Here is a 23487-nt window from a genome sequence, read left to right on the forward strand (position 1 = left end):
CAACCGCGCCGATCTTCACGTCCAGGGTACTGCTCGAACCCGTGTTGGTCGTGTAGCCGATTTGCGGAACGTCGCCGTTGAAGTCTTTGACCGGCGTGAAGGCGTAGGCGCCGTCTGCACCGATGGTGATTGAGCCGACGCCAGCAATGGTCGCGGTTTGGCCGGCGTTATAAGTGGTGCCACCAACATTGAACGTGGCAACAGTCAGGGTGTTGTCCACGTCCACGTCATTCGAAAGGACGTTGCCGGTAGCAACGTTATCTTCCAGCGCACTACCGGTATCCGCTTTGAGGACGCTCGCGTCGTCAACCGCATCAATCTTCACATCCAGCGTGCTGCTCGAACCGGTATTGGTGGTGTAGCCGATTTGCGGCACATCGCCGTTGAAGTCTTTAACAGGCGTGAAAGCGTATGCGCCGTCAGCGCCGATGGTGATTGAGCCAACGCCTGCGATAACAGCGATCTGGCCGGCTGCGTAACTAGTGCCTCCCACGCTGAACGTGGCAACAGTCAATGTGTTGTCTACGTCGACGTCATTCGAAAGGACGTTGCCGGTAGCAACGTTATCTTCCAGCGCACTGCCGGTATCCGCCTTGAGAACGCTTGCGTCGTCAACCGCGTCGATCTTCACGTCCAGCGTGCTGCTCGAACCGGTATTGGTGGTGTAGCCGATTTGCGGTACATCGCCGTTGAAGTCTTTGACTGGCGTGAAGGCGTAGGCGCCGTCTGCACCGATGGTGATTGAGCCGACGCCCGCGATAACGGCGGTTTGGCCTGCGTTATAAGTGGTGCCACCCACGTTGAACGTGGCAACAGTCAGGACGTTGTCCACGTCCACATCATTTGAAAGGACGTTGCCGGTAGCAACGTTATCTTCCAGGGCGCTGCCGGTGTCGGCTTTGAGGACGCTCGCGTCGTCAACCGCGTCAATCTTCACATCCAGCGTGCTGCTTGAGCCCGTGTTGGTCGTGTAGCCGATTTGCGGAACGTCGCCGTTGAAGTCTTTGACTGGCGTGAAGACGTACGCGCCGTCTGCACCGATGGTGATGCTGCCCACGCCCGAAATTACGGCCGTCTGGCCAGCGTTGTAGCTGGTGCCGTTGACGCTGAAAGTCGCAACGCTCAACACGTTATCGACGTCGACGTCATTGCTCAGCACATTGCCAGTGGCAACGTTGTCTTCAAGCGTGCTACCGGTATCGGCTTTGAGAACGCTCGCATCATCTACAGCATCAATCTTCACATCCAGCGTGCTGCTCAAACCGGTGTTGGTGGTGTAACCAATTTGTTGCACATCACCATTGAAGTCTTTGACCGGCGTAAACACATAAGCACCATCAGCACCGATGGTAACTGAGCCCACACCCACAATAGTCGCGGTCTGACCAGCGTTATAAGTGGTGCCGTTGACGCTGAAAGTCGCGACGCTCAATACGTTGTCGACATCGACATCATTCGAAAGCACGTTGCCTGTCGCAACGTTATCTTCCTGCACCGTGCTGGTGTCCGCCTTCAACACGCTCGCGTCATCAACCGCCACCACGTTCATATTCAGCGTGCTGCTGGATCCGGTGTTGGTGGTGTAGCCGATCTGCGGCACATCACCGTTGAAGTCCTTGATCGGGGTGAAGGTGTACGCGCCATCGGCGCCGATGGTGATGTTGCCCACGCCGGCAATGGTCGCGGTCTGGCCGGCGTTGAAGGTGGTGCCGCCTACATTGAAGGTGGCAACCGAAAGCACATTGTCGATATCGCTGTCATTGCTCAGCACGTTGCCGGAGGCGACGCCATCTTCGGCGAGGGTGGCGGTGTCGGCCACCAGTACGCTCGGGTTATCCACAGCCACCACCGTGGTGGTCGCCGCTTGTGGGTTGATCGCGAGGTTCTCGTAGTTGCCACCGCTGGCGGCGGTGATGCTCGCGCTGACGGTCAGGTCCTTGCCATCGGCCAGGTTCGCCGGGGTGTCGACGCTGACGGTGCCGGTGGTTTTGCCGGCTTCAATGGTGATGGTGGTGTTGTTGGACAGCGTGACGGTGACGTCGGTCTGCGCGGCGTTGGTCACGGTGGCGGTGTAGACGATCTTGCCGCCCTCATCCACCGAGGCGGCGGCGGTGAGTGTCACGGTGGTGGTGTCGATGGTGTCGTTGACTTGGGTCACCGCAGGCGTCGGGTCCGTGGTGACGACCACGTTGCCGCCGCCGGAAGTGCCGGCGATGGTGGCGGAGATCGACGAGGCATCCAGGTACGGCGTGTCATTGCCGGCGAAGGTGACGTTCAGCGCGCCAGAGGTCTGGCCGGCAGTGATCACTACGGCCAGGCCGTTGGATAAGGTAACGGTCAGGTCGGCAGTCGGTGCCTGGGTGACGAATGCGGTGTATACCACCACGCCGCCGGCTTCGGTGATGGTCGGCGTGGCGGTCAGGGTGACGGTGACGTTTTGCGCAGTGGCGCCGTTGTTAGTGTTGCCGGCGGTGAGCGGCGCAGCGCCGGCATCTGCAGCGTTGAGGCCGTTGGTCGGATAGCCGATGGTGGGGTCGACCACGCCTGCGGTCGCGTCCAGCACCACGAAGCTGTGCCCGCCCCCAACGGCGCCGTCTGCACCGGCGGCGCTCGGACCGGCGGCGGTGGCTTCGAGGTCCTGCGTCGGGTCGGCGCCGGCAGCGATGGCTTGCTGCAACTCGGCAACGGACGGCGCGGCCTGGGCAGTGGCGGCGCTCAGGTCGGTGGACGAGTCGGGCGCGTCGGCGCTCCACTGGCTGTCGCGGCCCAGGTCAATCACACGGCCATCGGCAAGCTCCAGCGATACGGCGCCAGCAGGGCCGGTATCGACCTGTTCTCCGGCGAACAGGCGATCACCTTCTACAAGCAGGCGGCGAATCCCTTCCGGGGATACCGCAAACACTTGACCGACAATGCTTTTGACGACCGCAACGCTGCTCATAAAAAAATCTCCGAAATACCGTTCAGGGGGCATCCATCAAGGAGACCGGCCCTAACGCTGGTGCCGATTCAATAGCTGGAGTACTTGAATGCTTGCGTAAAAATTTTGGCGTCAATATTTTGATGTTTTTTCGGAATAATTACTTTTCCGTCAAGGTATTGACCTATCGGGCGCCATCCTAAACAATCCGCCCCGTAATGTCACATTGATATTTAAGCGGCCTCGCGACTTTCTGTTTGCGCCCTCCGGCGCCCACTAAAAACGGGCATTTCGAGCTGCCACTCCCATGCAATATTCCAAATTTGTTGCAGCTTTGCAGGCAACCAGATCTCCGGGGAAACATCAGAATGCGTTTGCACTTTTTCATCGCCGTGCCGTTCGCTCTCGCCGCCAGTTTCGTGCAGGCCCAAACCCTCTCTGAGGCCATGCAGAAGGCGGTGGACGTGCACCCGGAGATTCAGGCTGGCGTGAATGCGCGCATCGCTGCCGACTATCAAGTGCGAGCGGCCCAAGGCGGCTATCTGCCTAAAGTGGACTTGCTGGGCGGTTATGGCCGCGAAAGCTCCGACAACACCACCACTCGCGCCGCCAGCAACAGCCATGACTGGAAAACCCTGAACCGGGGTGAGTCGAGCATTCGCCTGCAACAGAACCTGTTCCAGGGCTTCGGCACGCAAAATGAAGTCAGCCGCCAGCAAGCCACCGCCAACTCCCGTGGCTATGCGCTGCTCAACACCACCGAACGCACCGCCCTGACGGTCGCTCAGGTTTATCTGGATGTGCTGACCCGTCGCGAGATGGTGCAACTGGCAGAAGACAACCTGAAAAGCCACGAACGCATCTTTGACCAGATCAAATTGCGCACCAGTCGTGGCGTCGGAAGAATGGCGGACATGGACCAGGCCGAAGCCCGACTGGCTCAGGCGCGTAACAACCTGCTGACCGAGCAGACCAACCTCGAAGACGCCAAGGCCAATTACATCAGCGCCGTCGGCGAAGAGCCCGATCAGTTGGAACGGCCGCAAGGTTTTGTCGCCCTGATGCCGGCCAATCTTGAAGAAGCGCGGCGCCAGATGGTCGAGAGCAGCCCGGTACTGCGTTCGGCCGAGTCGGACATCGCCGCTGCCGAAAAGCAGTACGAAGCCGCCAAGTCGACCTTCTACCCGCGCTTCGACGCCGAACTGCAGCGCTCGGCCAACAACAATGTCGGCGGCGAAGAAGGGCATGACAACGGCTACTCGGCCATGCTGCGCATGCAGTTCAACCTGTACTCCGGCGGTAGCAACAAGGCCGACCTGCAGTCCAAGGCCTCCCAGGCCTCCCAGGCGCTGGATATTCGCAACAACGCCCTGCGCGAGCTGAACCAGGAACTGAGCCTGGCCTGGAACGCTTACAACAACGCCGCGGCGCAGGTACCGATCGCTCAGGAATACGTGGACCGCAGCACCCGCGTGCGCACTTCTTACCAGCAGCAGTTCAGCCTCGGTGAGCGTACACTGCTCGACCTGCTCGACAGCGAGAACGAACTGTTCACCGCGTCGCAGCGTCTGGCGCAGATCAAAAACCTGCAGCTGTACACCCAATACCGCATCAAGGCCGACATGGGCCAACTGCTGAGAAGCCAGGGCATCGTCGCTCCGCTGGCCTCGGTCGTGCAAAACGAAGTCAAAACGAAAGTGAACCTGCCAGGGATGAACTGATTTTTTACGGAGTTGGAGCACTCAACGCATTAAGAGAGAGTCAGCTTGAATTCTGATATCGATGTGGCGCAGCTCAATCATGACCCGCGCAGTCAGCACGACGATCCTTTGCTGGATGGTCTGCTGACCCTCTGTTCCCTGCATTACAAACCCGCCAGCCGGGCAATGCTGACCACCGGCCTGCCCCTGGCCGCGCAACGCCTGAGCGCCGAGCTGCTGCCACGCGCAGCCGCCCGCGCGGGTTTGCAGGGGCGATTGCTGCAGCGCAAGCTGGAACAGATTCCGACGATTGCCCTGCCGGCCATGCTGCTGCTCAAGGAAGGGCGCAGTGCGGTGTTGTTGGGCTGGGACGGGGACACGGCGCGCCTGCTGCTGAGCGAAAGTGACGGCGGCGAGGTTCAGGTCAGCCGTGAGCTGTTGAGCCAGGACTACAGCGGCCGGGTGTTCTTCGCTCAGCCGCAGCACAAGTTCGACGTCACCAACGGCACGCTGATCCCGCGTGCGCGCTCGTGGTTTCGCGACACCCTCAAACGCTCACGCTGGCTGTACGCCGACGCCATCGCCGCGAGCCTGGTGATCAACCTGATCGCCCTGGCCGCGCCGCTGTTCGTGATGAACGTGTATGACCGCGTGGTGCCGAACCAGGCAACCGCCACTCTGTGGGTGCTGGCCATCGGCATCTGTGGCGCGTACCTGTTCGACCTGCTGCTCAAGAGCCTGCGCAGTTTGTGCCTGGACTTGGCGGGCAAGAAAACCGATTTGATCATTTCCGCGACGCTGTTCGAGCGCATCGTGGGCATGGCGATGAAAGTGCGTCCGGCCCGGGTGGGCAGCTACGCGCAAAATATCCATGAGTTTCAGGGAATGCGCGACTTCCTCACGTCCCTGACCCTCACCAGCCTGATCGACCTGCCGTTTACCCTGATCATCCTGCTGGTGATCGCCCTGCTCGGCGGCCACCTGGTGTGGATCCCGATCATCGCCTTCCCGTTGGCGCTGGGTATCGGCCATATGCTGCAAAAGCCGCTGACGGCGACCCTGCAACGCACCATGGCCCTGGGCGCCGAGCGCCAGTCGAGCCTGATCGAAACCCTCGCCGGGCTCGATGCGGTGAAGGTCAACAACGCCGAGAGCGAGCGCCAGTACCAGTGGGAACAGACCATCGGCACCCTCAGCCGGCTCGAACTGCGGGTCAAGGTGCTGTCGGGCCTGGCCATGAACATCACCTTGCTGATCCAGCAAGTGGCCGGCGTGGCGATGATCATTTTCGGCGTGTACCAGATCATCGACGGCAACCTCAGCATGGGCGGCCTGGTGGCGTGCTACATGCTCAGTGGCCGCGCGCTGGGGCCGTTGGCCCAGCTGTCGGGGCTGTTGACCCGTTACCAGCAGGCCAAGGTGACGATGGTGTCGGTGGACGAGATGATGGAGCTGCCGCAAGAGCGCAATTACGACGAGCGCCCGCTCAGTCGCAAAGCGCTGCAAGGCGCGATGGCGTTCCGTGAAGTCGACTTTACCTATCCGAATCAGCAGACCCTGGCGTTGCGCGGCATCAACCTGAACATTCGCCCCGGCGAGAAGATCGGCATCATCGGCCGCAGCGGCTCGGGCAAAAGCTCGCTGGCCAAACTGCTGGTGGGCCTGTATCAGCCGGACGCCGGCTCTTTGCTGGTGGACGGCGTGGACATCCGCCAGATCGACGTCAGCGAACTGCGCCACAACATCGGCTATGTGGCTCAGGACATCCAATTGCTGGCCGGCACCCTGCGCGACAACCTGGTGTCGGGTGCGCGCTACGTTGACGATGAAATGGTACTGCAAGCGGCCGAACTGGCCGGCGTGCATGAGTTTGCCAGGCTGCATCCGCAAGGCTACGAACTGCAAGTGGGCGAGCGTGGGCAAAACCTGTCCGGCGGCCAACGCCAGAACGTTGCCCTGGCCCGTGCGCTGCTGCTCAACCCGCCCATCCTGCTGCTGGACGAGCCGACCAGCGCCATGGACAACACCGGCGAAGAGCGTCTCAAGCAGCGCCTGCAGTCGGTGATCGAAAACAAGACGGTGATTCTCGTCACCCACCGTGCTTCGCTGCTGAGCCTGGTCGACCGCCTGCTGGTGATCGACCGCGGCCAGATCCTCGCAGACGGCCCGAAAGCGGCCGTTATGGAAGCGCTGAAAAAGGGGCAGATCAGTGTCGCTTAAATCCGGACCACGTCGCCTCAAAGACGTCATCGTCGGTTATTTCAGAGGCACCGACTCCCTCGACGACCAGCCCTTGCCCGAAGTGGAAAAAGCCCTGGTCGACGACGCACCGCGCATCGTGCGCCTGACTATCTGGGGCGTGATCGGCTTCTTCGTGTTCCTCGTGCTGTGGGCGCACTTCGCGATCATCGATGAAGTGACCAAAGGCGAAGGCAAGGCCATCCCGTCATCGCGCATCCAGAAAATCCAGAACCTGGAAGGCGGTATCGTCGCGCAGATTTACGTGCACGAAGGCCAGATCGTCGAGCCCGGCGCGCCGCTGGTGCGCCTGGACGACACGCGTTTTGCCTCCAACGTCGGCGAAACCGAAGCCGACCGCGTGGCCATGGAACTGCGCGTCGAGCGCCTGAGCGCAGAGGTGGAAAACCGCCCGCTGAACATCACCGAAGATGCCCGCAAGGCCGTCCCCAACCAGGCCTCGAACGAAGAATCGCTGTACCTGAGCCGACGCCAGCAACTGGCCGACGAGATTGGCGGGCTGCAACAGCAACTGCTGCAGCGTCAGCAGGAGCTGCGTGAATTCAGCTCCAAGCAGGAACAGTACCGCAACAGCCTGGGCCTGCTGCGCCAGGAGATCGGCATGTCCGAACCGCTGGTACAGCAGGGCGCGATCTCGCCAGTGGAAGTGCTGCGCCTCAAGCGCTCGGAAGTCGAAACCCGCGGCATGCTCGACGGCACCACCCTGGCCATCCCGCGCGCCCAGGCGGCTATCAACGAAGTGCAGCAAAAGATCAACGAAACCCGCGGCAAATTCCGCAGCGAAGCCCTGGCCCAGCTCAACGAAGCACGCACCAACCTGAGCAAGGCCCAAGCCACCTCCAAAGGCCTGGAAGACCGCGTTAGCCGCACCATGGTCACCTCGCCGGTGCGCGGCATCGTCAAACAGATGCTGGTCAACACCGTGGGCGGCGTAATCCAGCCCGGCAGCGACATCGCCGAAGTGGTGCCACTGGACGACACCCTGCTGGTGGAAGCACGCATCCGCCCGCAGGACATCGCCTTCCTGCACCCGGGCCAGGAAGCCATGATCAAATTCACCGCCTACGACTACACCATCTACGGTGGCCTCAAAGGCAAACTGGAACAGATCGGCGCCGACACCGTGCAGGATGAAGAGAAGAAAAACACTTTCTACGTCATCAAACTGCGCACCGAACGCAGCCACCTGGGCACCGATGAGAAACCATTGCTGATCATCCCGGGGATGGTGGCGTCGGTGGACATCATTACCGGCAAGAAGAGCGTGCTGAGCTACCTGCTCAAGCCAATCATCAAATCGCGGGCCGAGGCGTTGCACGAGCGTTGATGGCGCAGGATTTACGCGGTGTAGGTGGGGAATTGGGGGAAACTGAGGATTTTGTAAAAATAGTCAGTTTTCAGGGGTTTACAGGATCTCGCCAATCGCTATAATCGTCGCCCTAACACGCCGGTATAGCTCAGTTGGTAGAGCAACTGACTTGTAATCAGTAGGTCCCGGGTTCGACTCCTGGTGCCGGCACCATATAGAACAACGACTTAGGCTCACCTCACGGTGGGCCTTTTTCGTTTTGGGCCTCTTTTAGTAAAAATTTTCCCCGTTCGTTCCCCGTTTCTTTAAAAGGCTGGTGATTCCACCCTCGTCAGTCATCCACGCAAAAAGCCATCTCAATCATCTATACCTCTTAAGGTCACCACCCCGGATCAGGGTAGTGGTCATTCATGGGGTGTTTCCGTAGCGGGGTCATTCCAAGTCGGTTAGGCGCGCTTTGCCTCAGCCTGGGCGGGGTGCTTTCGTAGCCGTCGATAGCGATCAGGGAATACGGCTGCTAGGCTCTGGGCTCTAAAGCAAATGTTCGGAGCTGTCCTTATGTCGACCGATTTCTACACCCGTACTTTGGAAGATCGTTTTCCAGAAAGTTGCGCTGATCGTTGGTTGAGCTTGCTTGAGGCGATTCGAGGAGAGAAAAGTCCGTCAGAGCGTGAAAGGCAGTTTCTGTTCGCCCACGGGTTTGTTTGTGCGTTAGAGAATGCCCGGCTGCTCGGCGTTGAGGACAAAGCCGACGCAGTCGAACTTCTGATTTGGGCTCGTTATCGAAGCCATCCATCACCATGGCCCTGGGCCGATATTGAAAAGTCGAAGGAATGGCCTCCCGCCCAGTAGCAGATTGCTTTAACCCAGCCGGTTTTGCTTACTTTCGCTTACCCGGAATTCTCGGCCTGTACCTGGCCTCCCATTTCGGTATGGCAGGTGCCGGAAAAGCCAACGAGATCCCGGCTGTTCCCTCTTCCGCCTACAAGCGCATTTCCCTGATTACGCGTCTTGGCTCAGCTCCCCGCGAAAGAGCGCGTCGGGCATCCTTCGTGAGCTGGTCGAGCGCCTGCTCCTCGAATGCAGCCGCCATTGCGCTGGCCTTCCTGACGATCAGCAGCGCCAGCTCGGCGGGGATCTTCACTTTCTCGGTTGGCAGGTAATCGCAATCGATCACAGACACGGCGCTGTCCTCGGGCTCGCGGAATGCTGGCGCTGGAGCGGATCGGCGCCAGCGATGATCTGCAGATGTTATCAGTGCGCAATCGAACTACCGAGAAATCCTCGGTAGTTTCCAGCCGCCTGCTCCGGCCTGCTGTCAGGAGCCAAGGCCCCCCAAAATATTAGACAGGCCAGCAGCGCGTCGGCACGCCGTCCCCGCCGGAAGCCGCGCACCACGCACACGCCCGACTCTTCACTGGTATTTTGCCGACCTGAATCCGTCTAGGGCCTGTCTAGTATTGCCTGGCGCACTAAGCATTTTTCTGGCCCGTTATTTCACCACCCCATCGCGCCAGGATATTGATCGAGCACCCACCTTTACGGCCGCCTCTCGAATTTTAGACGAGGCTGGTGCTGGTCTAGCCAAGCGAATGCCCGCAAAGCATTGTCCTGCTTGGCTTTGAGCGTTCCCGCCGCTGGTGGCGCCAGATAAATCCGTCAAGACCTGTCTAAAATTTTGTCAAGGCTGGTCAAGGATTATGGCCGCGTTTGCCCGGTTCGACGGTGTGCCACTTGTCCCGCAAGTGACTGTCGCGGCTCGCCCCGTTTCTGGACAAGGTAGCTATCCGGACGCCTACCCGATCTGCCACCAACCCTTGCAGGCTTTGGCCCATGTGCCGAGCTGGATGAACTGCGGCCTCTCCAGCCGTCCAGAGCCTGTCCAGAATCCTAACCAGCGTCACGACTGGCCCAGACTCCCGGCGACGGTCAGCTCAGCAATGCCCTGGCGAATGAATACCAGGTTCTCATCGAGCGTTTCGAGAGCGCCGCGCACGTTGTTTGCAATGTCTGCCGATCCGCGCTGTTCGACCCAGTTGGAAAGCTCCTCCACCGCTGCGCCCAGGGCGAGCTGGTTTTGGTTGAGGCGGTCGAACAGGCTGGCAATCAGTTTGGTTTCCGTCATGGTGGCTCTCCGTGTTTCGGGAGAGCGTAGCACCGGCGCCGCGAATGCCCGGAATCACCTTTATGTGGTTTGCGTCTGCCGGCGGCAAAGTGCCCTGGCGATGTGATACGGGATTTCCCCGCATCTAATGCGTGAGCCCCGCCCGCATTGGCCGATGGGCGTTCTCAGGCGGCCACGCCCGCCGAATTCGTCTCATGCCTGTCTCACATTCGCCAGCGATTCTGTAAAGGCCAGGTAAAAGTAGGCGGGCCGAAAGCGCCGTATCCGTCTGGGGTCTGTCAGGGGTATCAGTGACCACGGTGCGCTTGTTTGACGGGCTGGCCACGCGATAAGCCTCAGACGCCCACCCGGCGTGGTTTTGGTCTGATGCCTGTCTCGCATTCCGTCAAAGTGTGGTCAAAGTAATAGTCGGCGCCAGCGTGTTGCGATCTACACGGTGAGTTGAATTCAACACTCAATGCTGGCGTGGATCGTGCGCGCCGGCGAGTCGACCCCCGCGCCGTGGGTTTGGTCTGGGCCTAGCCAGGTTGCCAGTGGAAAACACTGAAAAAGTCTGGAAACCACAGTGGAAACCAGCACCTGGCAACCGCTCGCTTTGGTAACTTCCCGTGGTAACCAGCGTGGTAGCCGCTGGCCGGGTTCGCACCAGGTTCGCGTAAGAGGGTGCGAACCAGAGGTGCGAACCTCAGTGCGAACCTGCTGCCGGTACGCGCCCAGAATGCGTACCAACCGTGCGTACCGATCTGCGTAATTGCTGTGCGCAATTTGCGCAGTTACTGCGCAGTCCAGAGGCCGTTGCTGAGGCTTGAGCATCTGCGGTCCGCCAGGGCATCACGCAGCCCAGTGCGTGAATATGCTGCGTGAAGGGTGCGTGAAACCTTGCTGGCGGAGGGCTTCGCGCATTGACCGGGTGCGCGACGGGCGTGCGCGAAGCACTGCGCAACATGCGCCGACCTCCACGTGACGCGAGCCTTCCATGGGGCTGTTTCGCAAACTGTGTGTTGTGGGTAATGACCTGTGTTAGGTGGTGCTGAGTGTGATCACGAAGGCTTCCCATCGGCTAAATCGGGCATCTGGCTTTCGCCGCGACTCGAGGTCTTGCGTCTGCTCAGCATCAATAGTGAGATATTCAAGTTAGGTCGTTTCTTTTTTGGGAGGGCTAGTTTTTTTAACTGCCTCGAATTGTATGTGAACTTCGTGCGGGAAGCTGATGGGCTCTTTAGAGGAGAAGTCACGCTCAATGTGTAGTTGGTGCCCGTATATTGCAATATCTTCTTCCGATCGGGTGTCGGGCATGTAAGGCAGTTCGGATTGGAGGGCTACACCAGCTTTGAAGTCCAGCCCAGTTGGGACAAGTGTCATTAGCGAAAAGCTGCCAAAGGCAATCCAGAATAGGCAGTGTGGGATCGTATTAGTATTTCGAAGATAGAGCCTGTAGACACACGATGTGTACCTTGTTCCCGGCGTAAGTGTTTCGATTACGATGGCCGGATTGATACTCATCTCCCGATTAGTAAGCGGGTTCAGCCATTCGAGAGTGGGCTTAAGGAGGGGCAGGTATCTTTCATGGGCGACTGATACAGCTATTTTGCAGAGTGCCTTGTAGGCCATGTAGGGTACGAAGTGTTTCCTCTGCATCTCCCATGAAACGTGATTGCGATCCTCGTGATGGACGAGCGCATCGTCTACGTTAAGCGTGATAGAAATATTATTGGTGTGGCGGTCCATCTGAAACGCGCCAATTTTCTCATCACTGTGTTTTGGCGTTTTCCTAGACTTATTCGTGATTCCATTCAGCGCTCTGAATGGATGCGTGTACTTTTCCAAGTGTGGTTCTATTGTATTGCCGAAGTGCTTGTTACAACTGTCACACTCGGAATTGAGTATGAGCTGGTGATTGCCGAGGAACTCAGGAATGGCATGAGCCTTATTTTTGAAAGTCACAGACTCACGGCCTAGCCCGCAGAAGCGGCAGATGAATCGCTCACCAATGTAATGCTTATGTCCTGCACCGACTATCCCTGCCTCAATTAGTCGGAACCCGTCGAGGCTTTCGTCTTCAACATTCATTTTGTGTCCCTGCACTGTAAGGTACTCCTCAGCCGGACACCGCCTCTCTGCGAGATTTGAGGCCACTTGCGTGGAGCGCGGCGTGTCAGTGAAGTTTTTTCGACCTGGGGCCGATGGCAAACTCGCTTCCTATTAGCAAATATCAGCTCCGTAAGAGGTTGTCCAACCCGTCACCCTGTTAACAATTATCAAGGTTGGCGGGCGCCGGACGACTCTGTGACGGAGATCCCTGTGACGAATGGTAACCGGGCAGGGTGCTTACTTTTGGTGGTTGCCGGAGTGGTTACCTATCGGCTTTGGTAGGCACTAGCCATCTATCAACACTTGGCTGAGGGTTGATGCACGCCAGAGAAGAGAGGCTCCCAGGCCTCTCAGGGTGAAAGTTTTCGATAGCAGCTACTCAGTTCATCAAAAAGCTCCTCCCTGGCAGCTAGCAGCCTAGCGCGCCACGCTTGGGCTTGGTCCTCTGTCAGTGGATGAGAATCGCGGTTAACCTCTCGCCTGAAGGAGCTCACCAGCTCTCCATAATGGCGGGATTTGACCTGAGCCGACTTGTACCCGAGAAGTAATAGTTTTGCTTCTGCATTACTCAATTCTTTAAACGATGAGAATAGTTCGCTCGCGCATGCGTCCAATGCGGAGGAGCGTTTCTCAGGCATGGATCTATCGTTTCGCTTAAATCTCCCCCAATCGACGATCAGTGCCCAATATTTGGGAGCTACGTGGGTGAAAAGCTCGATTTGTTCGGCGGTTTGTTTAAGCACTTCAAACTCGCGCTTTATGCGTTCCTTCTCAAGCTCCCGAACATGTTGGTAGCGCCCGATGAAGAATGTCGATAGGCCGGCAATCAGCGCGCCAAGACCAATTTTTACCGCTGAATCCAGTACCTCTAACGCGGTCATCATGTCCTATGATCCTTGCGTGGCTATGTTTGGTATGAGCTTGCGATAATTGAACGTCTATGGGGCATCTACGGGCTTCGTATCGATTACGATCACGTTTGTGGAGTTTTGAAGCAGCTTTTGAACGTCAGAAGCCGAATAGCCTTTTGCTTGGATCGACTGCCCAGTCTCTGTATGGATGATTACTTCACGGCTTTTCCTTGCTTCAATCCATGCAACCACAACCTTCGCTATGGCATTCCAGGGCATTGCTTCTGATAGGGCAGTGATCGCTTCAACCAGTCCCGAGCCTTGGGGGTTAGTCGAAAACATATGGATGGGCTCATGCGGGATTTGGGCCGCATCTAATGCTGCCAGGAATGATCCTGAGCTATGTTTGAAGAGTGTTAAGCGGATTGATGTATGGGTTCCTGTACTCATTCTGTTCTCATTGGTTGGCTGGAAGTTGGGCTACGTCACGAGCTTATAGATGCTGGGGATTAGGCTGACGGCATGCAAACAGTCGTCAGCTTGGGAGCGCGAGGCGTCACACGGGGTACGTGGCATACACCTTTGTTACGACGTAACCGAAAAACGAAAACAGCATCGTGTAATTTCGCAGCACATACATCGTCTTCGTGCGCTCGGCCACCTTGTCGACTGCATTCCTTGCCATTTGGCGCATTGAGAGGTCATTCAGCTGCTCCATCTCAATCATGTGCAAATAGCTCGAGTTGGCGTTCATAGTTGAGATCGTCGACTCAATCCGGAGGAATCCGAATACTGCGCTCAGCGCCATCATGAATAGGGTCGCCAGGTACATCGTGGACACGTTAAGGCCAATGGGGCCGAAGGGCATTGTCTGCGCGAGATAGGCGCAAGCAGCCATTGAGGCTCCGAGGACGAAGCGATCAAAGTTTGCAGATTCAGTGCTCGCGCTTTGGTGGAGCTTTACACTCCGTTCATCCGCACTCATTTTCAACGTCCTTGAATGGTTACTTTTGGTGGTTACCAGAGTGGTTACCAACGATCCGCGAGGTAGTGGCGAAACAGACGATTTGGTCTGAGTGAGACCATATCGTCTGTTTCGACCAGTCAGCTAAATGGAACTTGGGCGGATGTCCGTTCCATTCTGAGTACCCGAAATCCTGAATTTTTGGGTTTCTCCTGAGCTGACCTCGGCTGCCGTTTCCTTCACTGGCTGACCGATCTGCATTGCACAGAGGCCGTTGCCTTCTTCATCGCCAGCGATGCCAACGATATGCCGACCTGGCTTGACCTTGAATTTCACAATTTCGCCGGTGTCGATGCGGGCGACCTTTTTTCCGTCGATGAGCACGGTGGCCAAGCAACCGCCAGACGCCCAAAAACCGTTGTCTCGACTAACTGCCAGTGTCGCACCATCAGGAACTTCTGACTGGTAGGCATAGCAGCTCCGACAAACCATGATGTGGTTGAGGTACTGGTCACGGGCTTGCCGCCATTCGGGCGTGGCGGTGGCGGCGCTTGCGTGTGGGCTCATGATGAGCCGGGGAGTGCGCTCGACTGGGTTGGCCAGCACCAGGCGTGGGCGAGGCTGGCTATCCACTTTTGGCGAGTCGACCCCGGCAATGGCTGGCGGCAAGTGATCAAGCAGGCCGGAAAGGAGGCTCATACCGTCACCTCGGCCTGATCGCTGGTAATCCAGTGTTCCTGTGATTTCAAAAACACCGGCAACAGCGGCAACAATGGCAACAGCCCCGCAAACCGTGGCCTCCAGATGTTGCCGATGCTGCCAAACTGTTGCCACCGGTTTTTAACCGGCAACAGTGATAACCAAATGAAGGGAAAGTGCGGGTCTCTTATGTTGAAAATGAGGTGTGCGTTGCCAGTTGTTGCCTTTTTTTTTATAGGGTGGCAACGGCTGTAAGCCACGCCCCACAAGGCCGTTGCCGGTGTTGCCACTGTTGCCAGTGATTCTAGGTTCCTGTGAACTTGGGCAATCTGGATTGCTGGTCTTTGACTGACGTTCATACGCCACCGCCTTCACGATCCATGATGTCTGGGTCGATCACATAGAGGCGCGCCTGGCCACCGCCAGGGAGTCGGTAGTTTTTGGTTTTACGCTCATTGTCACGGCGTGCGAGGACGTTTGCGCCCTCCAATGCTTTGATGATGCGAGACAGGCCATATCCGTGCGCGGCCTCGATGAGCGCCGGCTTGTTGAACAGGTACAGGCGGTTGGTGCCCACCAGCTCCCAGTAACCGGCCCGGTTGAAAACTTTGGTGTCAGGCGTTTGATCGTCGACATCTGAAAAGCGGCTGCTACCGTGGCGGTCGATAAAGTCCAGGATGCCGGCCAGGATCTGACGGTCTTCGGCGTTGCCGCTGCCAACCCGGCTGAGCCATTCGCCATACAGCAAACGGCAGTCGGCGAGGGCGGTACCCGGCACCCAAGGCAGCAGGCCATACGCGATTGCCATTTCACCGGCCAGTGCGATCACCGCGAACCGATCAGCTACGCGGCCAGCTTGGGCGTTGTCTTCTACAAAGCTGGCGCGAACGCCGGCGAAGTCTTCCAGCAGGCCCGTTCGGTCGTCGCTTTCGAGCAGCTTCTCGACAAAGGCTGGCCCAAGGTGGCCATGGTGGGCGCCGACGGCTACGGTGAGTTGTCGGTGAAAGTCCGCTCCCTCAAGCCCGTGCAATTCGTCAAAGGCCCGGTGTGTCCGGGTGCCGGCGTTCACGTCGACCATGCGCAACTCGGCGCCAGCGTGTGCGGCATTGCCGGATATGGCCGCGTGTTCAGAGAGTGAGCGCTCGCCGCTGGAGAGTGTCAGCAGGCGCCAGCTCAATTTGGCGCGGCCTTCGCGCTCGCGGGTCATGGTGCCTTTGCCCTGGCCGTTGGCGAGGGAATATGCCATTTCCTGTACGCGCTTGGGGTCGGCGCGCTTGATCTCATCCAATGGCAGGATGGTGTCATTGCGGCTCGATGCCTCGATCTCCAGGCCGCCCTTGGTCATGTCCCAACTGGCGGCGAACACGCCCGGGTCGCCCCATACCGACGATCCGATCAGCTGCGCCAGTGACTTGCCGCTTGAACTGTCGCCCACCAGATGAACACCACCGCCCAGCACACCCACCAAACTCAGCAACGGGCCTGCCAGCGAGCAGCCGATCGCCAGCGTCAGTACCGGGTTGCCCGCGCACTTGGCGGCCACCTCTGATTTCCACAGCGCCAGCTCGCCACGCCGGCTGAAAAGTACCTGAGCCTTGTTGCTGGCCTGGTACCGCACATTGGCGCTGCCGATGGTTCGCCCAGGCAGCACGAACGCGCCCGACTCATGCCAGCCCGGCCGGCTGGTGGTGGCAAACACTTCTGCAGGATGCTGGTCGAGCAGGTACTCCATGAACGTGCCGCGTTTCTTGAGGGCGATAATGACGCCCATCCCGAACAAGGCGCGCCTGGCGTCTTCGCCACTGCCGCCGAACACCTCCATGGCGATGATCCATTCCTTGATGCCGCCCTCGGTGACCAGGCGCAGCAATCGCCCTTCGCTGTCATCGTCGCTGTTGGTGGTGCGGGCTACGACGGTGACGGGGCTGGAGATCCACTCATCAGTGATAGGCCGGTCGCCGGTATCGCCTTCGGCGTCGTCCTGGTCAGCGCTGGCGCGCTTGAAGCTATGCCAGTAAACGCCCGGGCGCAGCTTGCGGCCCTTCTCATTGACTACCCAATGCTCATACACCGCCCAGCAGGGGCGATCTGGCGCAATGGTCGCGGCGTCCGGCCGAAGGTTGATCACGTTGGTGTCAGGCTTGGACATGGGCGAGTTTCCAGTTGGCGAGGTCGTTGAAGTCGGTGAGGTCATCGGGGGCGCCTTCCGGCCATTCAGGGAAAGCCACTTGGCCACCCACGGCCGCCGCCGCTGCGTTTGCCGCTGCTCGCCCCGGGTTGCCATCGGTGAGCCGGTCGTCGTCGCCGGCAATGACGATTGGCTGGCCCGGGTAGCGAGCGCGAAGTGCCATCGCCGCCGGGATCAAGTTGCCCGCGTTCATGGCAGCGGCAACGACATAGCCGCCGTGCTGGTGGAGGCTGGCGGCCGTCGCCCACCCTTCGCAGATGCAAAGCACAGAACCTGGCTCGATGATGCCCAGCGGCGAATAGGTGCCCTTGATCCGGCCGCCGAACAGGAAGCGCTTGTCACCGTCCGGCCCGATCCTTTGCAGGTTGACCAAGCGGCCATCCAGGTACAGCGGGATCAGCAGGTCAGCGCCACGCTGGCGCAGGCCGTAGGAGCGAACCGCCTTGGCAACCAAATACGGGTGGTCGGGCGCGGCCCGGCGTGCATTGCGCCACCATTGATTAGCCTTCTCGGCGGCCTGCTGCTGGCGCCGGTTTTGCTCGGCTTCGCGCTGACGCCGGGCCTGGTCGACTCGCTCGCGGATTTGAGCCGCTTCGCGGGCGTCCACTGGCTCGCGACTACACCACGTGCTGGTGCCACCGGTTTTCCAACTGCCGAAAGCGCCGGACGCGATACCGTCAGTAAACAGTGTGTACCAGCCATTGAAGGAGCCAGCCTTGTCGCCTGGAACGTGAAACCGGTGAATGGTGCCGTCGGCCAAGGGGAGCCACTCGAGAGGGCCATAGACGGCCTGGAGCGCATCACGGAATAGGATCGTTGCGTCAGTCATGCGGCCCCCTTCGGCGGGGTAAACCGCTTGGCCAAGTTCTCCAGTTTCTGAGTCAGGCGTTCCAGCTCATCGCAGTGGCGGCCTTGGTCGCCTTCCGAGATGCGCAGCTCTAGGAAGCCGATCAGTGTTTCCACCAGCAGGGCATAGCTGGTGCTGTCGATGTGGGCGCCCGTGGTGGGCGGTATGCCGCTGCCCTTGCGCTTGATTGGGGTCACACTACCCATGGCCGACCTCCCGGCGATCAGCGCCAGCAAAGGCCCGGCAAACCTGGCCGTTATTCACGCCATGCCAGCGGGTGATGTCGTCGATCCCATCAACGAGACAGGCCGTTACGTGAGCGCCAGCACTACGCATAACTACGCGCCCGCACTCTGCGTCGGCCTCGCTCAAGAACGGCCCTAGCAAAGCCTTGGGCACCTTCGGGTGGGTGACGAACCAAAGCTCTGTGGCTTTTTTCGGGCAAGCCGATCCCGTCGACGCAGATGCGCCGTTTTGAATTTTCATGCTTAACCTCTTAGGTCAGGGTGTCGGCGCTTCGCGTGAGTACGCGTCGGCTTTGGGCAAAATGTGAGGCTGATAAAAAAGATCGAATGTGAACGCATGTGTTGGTTCATAGGGCGACCTCGCGGTATTGCTGAGCGCCGCCCAGGTCGTCCGATCCGAATAGGGCTTGATTGACGGCCTTCCGGCTTTCCAGCATCAGATCGTGTTCATCGTGCGTGCCGACGCCCGCCGCCGCCCAGTCAGGCAGTTCCTTGCGGCGCCGCATCTCGTTCAAGTGCGTCCACCACCGGGTAGCGTGCGCGCGCTCGGCAGAAATCACCTCGGCCACTTCGTTGCTGCGCTGGTCCAGCAGGTAGTGGGGCAATGGCGATGCCTTCTGCGCCTCGGCGTTCGCATCATCCAGCTCGTTTTCCATGCACTCGCACCACTGATAAACCTTGGTGTTCCAGTCGCTTATCTCGAGGGTGCCCAACTGTGCGAAAGCGTGAGGTGTACTGTCTTCGGGGAAGGTCTCAAGCATCAGCGTGAAGATTGCGCGCACGCTATCGAAGGCGCTGGTCACTTCGTACAGATCCTGGACGGCAGTCTCGGCGATTGCCTTGTAGGAGCGGCTCATTGATCACCCCCGGCGCCCAGCGCAACACACCCGGACAGCGCGGCGACGATTTGCTCGCGGTTGCAGTCGGCGGTGTTGGCGCCGTCAGCGGCTAGGTTCCACGCGACATCTACCAGATTGCGGACGTGCTGACTCGTGCCCTTGTCTGCCAATGCGGCATAGAGAACGGCCTCAACCTTGCGCAGGGCGATATGGGCGCTTTCGAGATCCTCAAGCGTGTCGTGGGCGATTTCTTGGATGGTGCGGGCGGGAGTTTTCATTGCGTCCTCCCGGCCGACTCCAGGGAACGGGCAATGGTCATGTGGTGCGAATAACGCTTGAGGCGGGTTGCGAGGCTGGAGTTTGCGCGGAGGGCGCTCAGTGCCATGCGGCGGTGAGCAAATGCGCGAATCGCGAACGGATTTAGGGCGTGTTTCATGGGTGTAGCTCCCGAATCATGGGAACCACCACGGCCTGCCGCCAAGCAGAGAAGGGTGGCGAGTTGCACAGGATTGGCGGACCGGTGATTCAGGAACCCGGCGCACCCGAGGGTGCTCCTGCACAACCCGCCATAAAACGAGAATGCGGACACAAAAAAAGCGCCTGCAATCGTAATGGGGGCGCTGTTGCGCCTGAAATCATTCGACCCGCCAAGGTCGTTGTCAGCAATGTGACGGGAAGAACCATACCGGCGGGCGTGATTGCTTGCAACAAAAGTTATCGACCGTTTATCGCTGATCATGAGCATAGCTGTCATGGGCGGAAGTCCTCAAAACCGAGCGGCAGCTTCAGTTGCTCCCTCAAATGAGCGACGTGCGCGTATACGCCTGGCTTGTCATAGCGCCAGTGGGCCAGGCGTCGACCACTGCTGCTGGCTTCCTTCTTGCGAGCCTCCAGCGTCTGGCAGGCGTGTCCATACCGTGCTTCGCGGAACGCCATGATGAGGCTCGCTTTCAGTTCCACAACACGATCGGTATTGCGGGACAACGACAGCAGGAAGAACGCTTGATCCTCATTGAGCAAGGCGAAGCGCTCTGGCCTACCACCAGCAGTTCCGGCCAAGGGTTTCTCCGTTTGAAACGGAACAACCCCGAACTCTTCAAACTTCGCCAGGTAGCGCTCGATCAGCGCCATTGGGTTTTTGTGCTTGGTTCCCAGTTGCTTCGCGAGCTGGCGGCTATCCACGCGAGGTTCGCCCTGGTAATCAGTCACGGCAATGTGAGGATTTCCCGGATCACCCTCACCCATCGGCTCAATGATCTTGGTCGTCATGAGGCCACCTTCTGCACTGGGCCAACACTTAGGTAGTAGGTCGCAACCTTCTGGTGATCGCGGCCTTGATCATCCTTCAGCGTACCCAGGTGGGTAACGATGCCGTGCCCCTGCGCACGCAGCTCAGATATTCGCGCACCAGGGCGCAGGATGTTCAGAAACATGATGGCTTGGAAGGTGTTGATCGAACCATGCAGATGCAGGTAAGCCAAAAGGCGCATGCGCTGGGCACTACCACTGGTGTCGCTAATGCTTTGCGCCGAGCAACTCTTCTCGGAATGCAGGATCTTTTCCATGTCAGGCCACCCCACTATCAGAGTCAGCTTCGGGATGGACGAATTGATGGCGGCAAACTAAACGACGATTAAGCACCAAAGTGTTTAAGGGTACAGGAAGGGGTAAAGCCGCTTTTTCAAGACAAAGCGATCCTGTCCCCGCGTCAGCGCAGAGTTGATTGGTCATCATGGGTTAAGCCTCCTGACTGAGCAGGAAGGATTCCACAGACTCAGGCTCCCAGCGGACTGAACGACCAAAACGGATCGGTTCAGGGAAGCCTGGAGTTTTAGACCAGCGCCACCAAGTGGAACGGCTGACCTGATAGCGGGCACAGAGCTGAGCTGCGGTTGCGCGAGTGCCAGGGATCGGCAGGTTGGGTACATCAGTGATGCGGGCGACATTTGATGTCATTGGTGATTTCTCAATAAACCGAATTGAAAAACCGAGAGGATCGTCCTGTAGACCACCCGTACCTGTGAACAGGTCAAAAGGTGGCAAGTCATCGGAAAGAGCACCACTGCATAAAAAACCAGTAGCGCATTATTCCCTCCGGTACTACAGTCCGCCCGAGTTTACCTTTTACGGTAAATTCATCGAAGCCCGTCAAAATGCTTCTCCCTCGGCGTTGCGTGCTGGCCTAGCCGGTATGCAGAGGACGTTAGAGCGTCCTTTTCCGAGCAGCCCCTGGAGGTCGAAGACCAGGGGCTTTCTTTTGTCTGCAATTCCAACTGTCAGCGATTCTAACAGCAAACTCTAACCAACAATGTTCGATGGCGTTTCATTTGTTGGTAGAAAGCTCTAGGCGTGGTCGCATGGTAACGGGGCACCAAAAAAACACCAAACAGTTTTTTGCCGGCTATGTGTGGATTACTTGCACTGTTCCACATGGAACATTCTCCCAACTACTGCCCAACATGTACCAACACGTACCAACACGTCCGTTTACGTTCGACTATGTATTGGGGAAAGCGCAAAAGATATCACCCTACCGTTTGTCTGACCGCTCGAAACGCCCTAAGCATGGGGGTCTCAGGGGGGGCGTATGAGGGCCTCAATAGGTTCCAGCAATGATCATGCATAGATTTGACGGTGATATTTTGACGATGATTGCACCAGTGTTTTGTCGTGCGCGCCACGAAACACAAACTAAGTAAAACGTGGCGCGGAAATCGCACCCGCGCTTTGTAATCGCAGTGTCGCGACACAAAACGTGAATTAAGAAATCGTGTCGCGACATATCTCGCCAGCTCAAAATTCCAAACTAACAACGTACCGTATTACTAAACGTTGTTTATTCCCGCTTATTCGCAGTTTCAGCGTGTTTTAAGCAGAGTTTTCGGAACTGAAAAGTGCTGTAGGCCGCGTACTACGGGGATTCATCAGCGGACTGCGGTGGTGCCCTGCGTGCGACAAGATTGGGACATGGGGGCGGGGATTTTCTTTTTCAGATTCGGGTCAGCTGCACGACATTCACGACATTGCATCGGGGTTTTTCTTTTTCCGGCGCGAGATGGAAAGCACGTTGCCCATATCAGTGACCTCCCCCAAAGCCTTAGCCAAAGCTCGGTCAAAGAGCTCGATAGCTTTACGTTTCTCTGGCAGCGCCGCTTCGGGATTGTTTCGGTAGTGCCGAGAAACGACACCTGTCTGGCCATGAGCCTGAAGGAGATCTGACAAACGATCATCAACACCGTGCTTCTGCATCAGCTGTGTGCAGGTCCGGCGCAGGTCTCTCGGGGAGAACGTCGGGATCTTCGCACCAGCGATTAACGCGTGCTTGGAATCCAGCCAATCTGCAACGGCATGGGTCGGACTACTGATCACAAAGGGCTGTTTACCGTGTGTAGTCCAGGGCCATGGATGATCACCATTGATTTCCCGTACTTGCCGCATTATGGCAATGGCTCGATCGGAGAGCGGTACCAAATGCGGCCGGCTCATGGTCTGACCACCTCGCCCCTTGCGGTGAATTAATAGCACCGTGCCCGCGTCTAGATCGTAGTCCCCCCAAGTGGTTTCGATCAGGTTCTTGATCCGCTGACCGCCAGTTGATATGACAAACTTGAATAGCAGCGCCATTACCGGACCAATTCCGTCTGTACTCTGAACCGTCTCCCAGAATTGCTTAAGCTCAGCATCAGACAGGGCTCGTTCGACAGGGGCCGAGACTTTATCGACCTTCACCATTGCTGCAGGGTTGATCTCAAGGCTATAGGTCTTCGCATTGGAGCGACCAACCACACTCTCAGCCGTGAGCCCATGGTTGAATGCCGCCACCAGAAACGAACGCATACGATCCGCCTGCACTTTGGAGCCGCGCTCCCAGATCGGGTTGAGAATGGTGAGGATGTGGTCAGCCCTAATATCTCGGGCCTTCATCCGCATTACCTCAGGGTGGGGCTCTTGCATGTTCGTCTTGAGCAGCCGTTCCAACTCCTTCACGACGCCAGGTGTCGCCTTCACGCGGCGCGACTCAATGTAATCCAAGAACAAATCGTGAAAGCTTCCGCGGGCCGCTTCAATTTCGGCGAGGCGGAAACGTTCTAGCCGTTCCGCTTCTTCCAATGCGGCTGTGGCTGCACGACTAGCCGCGGCCGCTACTTGTTGCACCGAGATGTGCTCCAAGTACTTGGCAATACCGCCAGCGGCAGCCGCCTCAACTGAAATTCGCAAAGCCTCACCCCGGATACCATCCAAGCTCTGCTCGTCTGTACCCACGCGCGGCTTCTTCGCAAGCGTCCCGAGAGGCAGACGCTTGTCGCTGTCAGATGTGCGTTCCCGATAGTAGGCCTGAATAGCTCCGGAAGCTTTACGTTCGAGCAGCAAAGTCCCCTTTCCGCGAGAGCCGACCGGCTCCGACTGACGAGTCTTTACCGCATAGGCTTCCATCTCGGTCATTCGAGTA

24 protein-coding genes and 1 tRNA gene are annotated in these 23487 nt (G+C 58.3%); 5 read left to right on the forward strand and 20 right to left on the reverse strand.

The annotated features are described in order from the left end of the window. A partial coding sequence (locus tag TU75_RS19110; RefSeq protein ID WP_156422785.1) for a retention module-containing protein occupies positions 1–2941 on the reverse strand: 2941 nt, incomplete at its 3' end. Between the two features lie 347 nt (positions 2942–3288). Here TU75_RS19110 and TU75_RS19115 point away from each other — a divergent pair. From TU75_RS19115 to TU75_RS27405, 5 genes are all read left to right on the forward strand, one after another. Then, positions 3289–4641: a TolC family outer membrane protein gene (locus TU75_RS19115; protein WP_003235955.1), complete on the forward strand. Its 1353-nt coding sequence runs from the start codon at positions 3289–3291 to the stop codon at positions 4639–4641. Between the two features lie 45 nt (positions 4642–4686). Continuing rightward, entirely contained in the window at positions 4687–6840 is a 2154-nt protein-coding gene (locus TU75_RS19120; protein ID WP_003235957.1) for a type I secretion system permease/ATPase, read from the forward strand. Further along, a complete protein-coding gene (locus tag TU75_RS19125; protein ID WP_003235959.1) occupies positions 6830–8206 on the forward strand; it encodes an HlyD family type I secretion periplasmic adaptor subunit in 1377 nt (458 codons plus the stop codon). The genes TU75_RS19120 and TU75_RS19125 overlap by 11 nt, the downstream gene beginning before the upstream one ends. A 119-nt stretch (positions 8207–8325) precedes the next feature. Beyond that, a tRNA-Thr gene (locus tag TU75_RS19130) sits at positions 8326–8401 on the forward strand. A 345-nt stretch (positions 8402–8746) separates the two neighbouring features. Next, on the forward strand, positions 8747–9040 hold the full coding sequence (locus tag TU75_RS27405) for a hypothetical protein (protein ID WP_141719207.1): 294 nt from the start codon (positions 8747–8749) through the stop codon (positions 9038–9040). Between the two features lie 130 nt (positions 9041–9170). Here the strand turns inward: TU75_RS27405 and TU75_RS19135 are convergent, their stop codons facing one another. The 19 genes from TU75_RS19135 to TU75_RS19220 form a co-directional block, all read right to left on the reverse strand. Beyond that, the gene (locus TU75_RS19135; RefSeq protein WP_060549765.1) at positions 9171–9371 is read right to left on the reverse strand and encodes a hypothetical protein; all 201 of its coding nucleotides are present in this window, start codon (positions 9369–9371) and stop codon (positions 9171–9173) included. 717 nt (positions 9372–10088) lie between these two features. Further along, a complete protein-coding gene (locus tag TU75_RS19140) occupies positions 10089–10313 on the reverse strand; it encodes a hypothetical protein (protein WP_060549766.1) in 225 nt (74 codons plus the stop codon). A 1134-nt stretch (positions 10314–11447) separates the two neighbouring features. Beyond that, positions 11448–12383: an HNH endonuclease gene (locus TU75_RS19145; protein ID WP_060549767.1), complete on the reverse strand. Its 936-nt coding sequence runs from the start codon at positions 12381–12383 to the stop codon at positions 11448–11450. 371 nt (positions 12384–12754) lie between these two features. Further along, complete coding sequence (locus tag TU75_RS19150) at positions 12755–13288, reverse strand: hypothetical protein (protein ID WP_060549768.1); 534 nt, start codon at positions 13286–13288, stop codon at positions 12755–12757. A gap of 54 nt (positions 13289–13342) precedes the next feature. Next, positions 13343–13705: a hypothetical protein gene (locus TU75_RS19155; protein WP_060549769.1), complete on the reverse strand. Its 363-nt coding sequence runs from the start codon at positions 13703–13705 to the stop codon at positions 13343–13345. Between the two features lie 106 nt (positions 13706–13811). After that, positions 13812–14240, reverse strand: a complete 429-nt coding sequence (locus tag TU75_RS19160; protein WP_060549770.1) for a hypothetical protein — start codon at positions 14238–14240, stop codon at positions 13812–13814. Positions 14241–14363: 123 nt separating this feature from the next. Further along, positions 14364–14918 (reverse strand): hypothetical protein, encoded by a 555-nt coding sequence (locus TU75_RS28145; protein WP_060549771.1) that lies wholly within the window; start codon positions 14916–14918, stop codon positions 14364–14366. Then, positions 14915–15277 (reverse strand): hypothetical protein, encoded by a 363-nt coding sequence (locus TU75_RS19170; RefSeq protein ID WP_060549772.1) that lies wholly within the window; start codon positions 15275–15277, stop codon positions 14915–14917. The genes TU75_RS28145 and TU75_RS19170 overlap by 4 nt, the downstream gene beginning before the upstream one ends. Then, positions 15274–17067, reverse strand: coding sequence for a DUF927 domain-containing protein (locus tag TU75_RS19175; protein ID WP_060549773.1), 1794 nt, complete (start codon positions 17065–17067; stop codon positions 15274–15276). Before TU75_RS19175 ends, TU75_RS19170 begins: the two co-directional genes overlap by 4 nt. Beyond that, a complete protein-coding gene (locus TU75_RS19180; protein WP_060549774.1) occupies positions 17054–17935 on the reverse strand; it encodes a toprim domain-containing protein in 882 nt (293 codons plus the stop codon). The genes TU75_RS19175 and TU75_RS19180 overlap by 14 nt, the downstream gene beginning before the upstream one ends. Beyond that, positions 17932–18159: a hypothetical protein gene (locus TU75_RS19185; RefSeq protein ID WP_060549775.1), complete on the reverse strand. Its 228-nt coding sequence runs from the start codon at positions 18157–18159 to the stop codon at positions 17932–17934. Before TU75_RS19185 ends, TU75_RS19180 begins: the two co-directional genes overlap by 4 nt. After that, positions 18152–18439 (reverse strand): hypothetical protein, encoded by a 288-nt coding sequence (locus TU75_RS19190; protein ID WP_060549776.1) that lies wholly within the window; start codon positions 18437–18439, stop codon positions 18152–18154. The genes TU75_RS19185 and TU75_RS19190 overlap by 8 nt, the downstream gene beginning before the upstream one ends. Positions 18440–18545: 106 nt before the next feature. Next, positions 18546–19055, reverse strand: coding sequence for a hypothetical protein (locus TU75_RS19195; protein ID WP_060549777.1), 510 nt, complete (start codon positions 19053–19055; stop codon positions 18546–18548). After that, entirely contained in the window at positions 19052–19315 is a 264-nt protein-coding gene (locus TU75_RS19200) for a hypothetical protein (protein ID WP_060549778.1), read from the reverse strand. The genes TU75_RS19195 and TU75_RS19200 overlap by 4 nt, the downstream gene beginning before the upstream one ends. Then, on the reverse strand, positions 19312–19473 hold the full coding sequence (locus TU75_RS27685) for a hypothetical protein (RefSeq protein WP_169794356.1): 162 nt from the start codon (positions 19471–19473) through the stop codon (positions 19312–19314). Before TU75_RS27685 ends, TU75_RS19200 begins: the two co-directional genes overlap by 4 nt. A gap of 314 nt (positions 19474–19787) precedes the next feature. Next, a complete protein-coding gene (locus tag TU75_RS19210) occupies positions 19788–20306 on the reverse strand; it encodes a Rha family transcriptional regulator (RefSeq protein ID WP_231981872.1) in 519 nt (172 codons plus the stop codon). Next, positions 20303–20602, reverse strand: a complete 300-nt coding sequence (locus tag TU75_RS19215) for a helix-turn-helix domain-containing protein (protein WP_060549780.1) — start codon at positions 20600–20602, stop codon at positions 20303–20305. The genes TU75_RS19210 and TU75_RS19215 overlap by 4 nt, the downstream gene beginning before the upstream one ends. Before the next feature lies 1 nt (position 20603). Beyond that, positions 20604–20771 (reverse strand): hypothetical protein, encoded by a 168-nt coding sequence (locus tag TU75_RS27410; protein WP_156422786.1) that lies wholly within the window; start codon positions 20769–20771, stop codon positions 20604–20606. A 1281-nt stretch (positions 20772–22052) separates the two neighbouring features. Next, on the reverse strand, positions 22053–23480 hold the full coding sequence (locus TU75_RS19220) for a tyrosine-type recombinase/integrase (RefSeq protein ID WP_162276118.1): 1428 nt from the start codon (positions 23478–23480) through the stop codon (positions 22053–22055). Positions 23481–23487 lie beyond the last annotated feature (7 nt).

The sequence above is a fragment of the Pseudomonas poae genome, from assembly GCF_001439785.1.
Taxonomy (GTDB): Bacteria; Pseudomonadota; Gammaproteobacteria; order Pseudomonadales; family Pseudomonadaceae; genus Aquipseudomonas; species Aquipseudomonas poae.

Excerpts from the sequence above, each read along its gene's own strand:
- TU75_RS19115 (WP_003235955.1), top strand. The coding sequence starts at position 3,289 with ATGCGTTTGCACTTTTTCATCGCCGTGCCGTTCGCTCTCGCCGCCAGT.
- TU75_RS27405 (WP_141719207.1), top strand. The coding sequence starts at position 8,747 with ATGTCGACCGATTTCTACACCCGTACTTTGGAAGATCGTTTTCCAGAA.
- TU75_RS19140 (WP_060549766.1), bottom strand. The coding sequence starts at position 10,313 with ATGACGGAAACCAAACTGATTGCCAGCCTGTTCGACCGCCTCAACCAA.
- TU75_RS19145 (WP_060549767.1), bottom strand. The coding sequence starts at position 12,383 with ATGAATGTTGAAGACGAAAGCCTCGACGGGTTCCGACTAATTGAGGCA.
- TU75_RS19150 (WP_060549768.1), bottom strand. The coding sequence starts at position 13,288 with ATGATGACCGCGTTAGAGGTACTGGATTCAGCGGTAAAAATTGGTCTT.
- TU75_RS19155 (WP_060549769.1), bottom strand. The coding sequence starts at position 13,705 with ATGAGTACAGGAACCCATACATCAATCCGCTTAACACTCTTCAAACAT.
- TU75_RS19160 (WP_060549770.1), bottom strand. The coding sequence starts at position 14,240 with ATGAGTGCGGATGAACGGAGTGTAAAGCTCCACCAAAGCGCGAGCACT.
- TU75_RS28145 (WP_060549771.1), bottom strand. The coding sequence starts at position 14,918 with ATGAGCCTCCTTTCCGGCCTGCTTGATCACTTGCCGCCAGCCATTGCC.
- TU75_RS19170 (WP_060549772.1), bottom strand. The coding sequence starts at position 15,277 with ATGAACGTCAGTCAAAGACCAGCAATCCAGATTGCCCAAGTTCACAGG.
- TU75_RS19175 (WP_060549773.1), bottom strand. The coding sequence starts at position 17,067 with ATGTCCAAGCCTGACACCAACGTGATCAACCTTCGGCCGGACGCCGCG.
- TU75_RS19180 (WP_060549774.1), bottom strand. The coding sequence starts at position 17,935 with ATGACTGACGCAACGATCCTATTCCGTGATGCGCTCCAGGCCGTCTAT.
- TU75_RS19185 (WP_060549775.1), bottom strand. The coding sequence starts at position 18,159 with ATGGGTAGTGTGACCCCAATCAAGCGCAAGGGCAGCGGCATACCGCCC.
- TU75_RS19190 (WP_060549776.1), bottom strand. The coding sequence starts at position 18,439 with ATGAAAATTCAAAACGGCGCATCTGCGTCGACGGGATCGGCTTGCCCG.
- TU75_RS19195 (WP_060549777.1), bottom strand. The coding sequence starts at position 19,055 with ATGAGCCGCTCCTACAAGGCAATCGCCGAGACTGCCGTCCAGGATCTG.
- TU75_RS19200 (WP_060549778.1), bottom strand. The coding sequence starts at position 19,315 with ATGAAAACTCCCGCCCGCACCATCCAAGAAATCGCCCACGACACGCTT.
- TU75_RS27685 (WP_169794356.1), bottom strand. The coding sequence starts at position 19,473 with ATGAAACACGCCCTAAATCCGTTCGCGATTCGCGCATTTGCTCACCGC.
- TU75_RS19210 (WP_231981872.1), bottom strand. The coding sequence starts at position 20,306 with ATGACGACCAAGATCATTGAGCCGATGGGTGAGGGTGATCCGGGAAAT.
- TU75_RS19215 (WP_060549780.1), bottom strand. The coding sequence starts at position 20,602 with ATGGAAAAGATCCTGCATTCCGAGAAGAGTTGCTCGGCGCAAAGCATT.
- TU75_RS27410 (WP_156422786.1), bottom strand. The coding sequence starts at position 20,771 with ATGATGACCAATCAACTCTGCGCTGACGCGGGGACAGGATCGCTTTGT.
- TU75_RS19220 (WP_162276118.1), bottom strand. The coding sequence starts at position 23,480 with ATGACCGAGATGGAAGCCTATGCGGTAAAGACTCGTCAGTCGGAGCCG.